Raw genomic sequence first — 1,367 nt, forward strand, 5'->3', positions numbered from 1 at the left:
GGGCCTTACCCCCGGTTCTTGGACACGGGTGGTGGTTTACGCCGCTGACGGGAGGGTAGCGGCGGTGCTGGTCTCGTAGGTGTTTGGGGACTGGTAGTGGCACCAGGAGTGGCGGCGGCGGGTGTTGTAGCGGACCAGCCACCGGAAGACCTGGCGGCGGCAGGTGGCCTCGTCGGGCCAGGAGTTCTGGTCTTGCAGGATCTCTCGTTTGAGGGTGGCGTTGAACGATTCGGCGAGGCTGTTGTCGGCACTGGTCCCGACGGCGCCCATGGACTGGGTGACTCCGAGTTCGGTGCAGAGTCGTGCGTAGTCGTTGGACGTGTAGACGGACCCGTGGTCGCTGTGGAAGACGGCACCGGTGAGGCTGCCGCGGGTCGCTTTCGCGGCTTTGAGTGCGTCGGTGACGAGTTCGGTGCGCATGTGGCCGGCGACCGCCCAGCCGGCCAGGCGCCGCGAGTAGCAGTCGATCACGGTCGCCAGATAGAGGTTGTTGCCGTCGGCAAGCGGCAGGTAGGTGATGTCCCCGACATAGCGCTGGTTCGGGGCTTCGGCGGTGAAGTTCCGGTTTAGCAGGTCGGGGACCTTGTGATCCGCGGGTTCGGGGATCGTGGTGCGGACCTTGCGTCGTCGCCGGTAGCCGGCGATGCCGTTGTCGCGCATCACTCGCGCGACCCGCTTGTGATTCACCCGCTGACCAGCAGGAACACCGTCGTTGAGTTCGGCGGTGATCCGCGGTGCACCGCACGTGTTGTCGTCGGTGTGGACCTTCCGGATCCGGTCTGCGAGCTGGGCGTCCGCGGCGGCGCGGGCCTCGCGAGGCGGGGCCGCCTTGACCCAGGCGTAGTACGACGACCGCTTAACCTCGACAAGCTCACACAGCCGCTTCACCTCGAAGGTGGCACGGTGGTCGGCGACGAACTGGAAGCGACTCACCAGTTCGTCTCCCCGGCGAAATACTTGGCCGCCGACCGGAGAATCTCCCGCTCGGTGGTGAGCTTGGTCTTCTCCGCCCGCAACGCCGCCAGTTCGGCCTCGAGCCGGGCGATCTTCACCGCCGGCGACTCCGCCCGCACCGGGTCCGCCTGCGCGCTGCTACCCGTGCTCGTGCTCGTGGTCTTGCCGTCGGCGGCCGTCTTCCTGCCCGTCCCGTACAGGTCAACCCAGCGCTTCAGGGTTGCCCGCTCGACCCCCAGATCAGCCGCAATGCCCTTCAGCGTCGCGCCCGGGGTGGACTCGAACAAGTCGACGGCCTGCCGACGAAACTCCTCGGAGTAGTTCTTGCGGGCCATGGTTCTGGATCATCTCGCTCTCTCCAGCAGATGCTCAGCTGCTGGATTCGGCGTGTCCAAGAACCAGGGTCAGGGCCC

The 1,367-nt window shown here is 66.8% G+C and carries 1 protein-coding gene; it reads right to left on the bottom strand.

Annotated features, from left to right (window positions below; genetic code table 11):
• Positions 1-36: 36 nt before the first annotated feature.
• A protein-coding gene (locus tag AB0H36_RS48065; protein ID WP_360539127.1) for an IS3 family transposase occupies positions 37-1,289 on the bottom strand; the annotation gives its coding sequence in 2 pieces (ribosomal slippage) (positions 37-950 and positions 950-1,289; 1,254 coding nt in all).
• Positions 1,290-1,367 lie beyond the last annotated feature (78 nt).

This window comes from Kribbella sp. NPDC050820, assembly GCF_040653975.1.
Lineage (GTDB): Bacteria > Actinomycetota > Actinomycetes > Propionibacteriales > Kribbellaceae > Kribbella.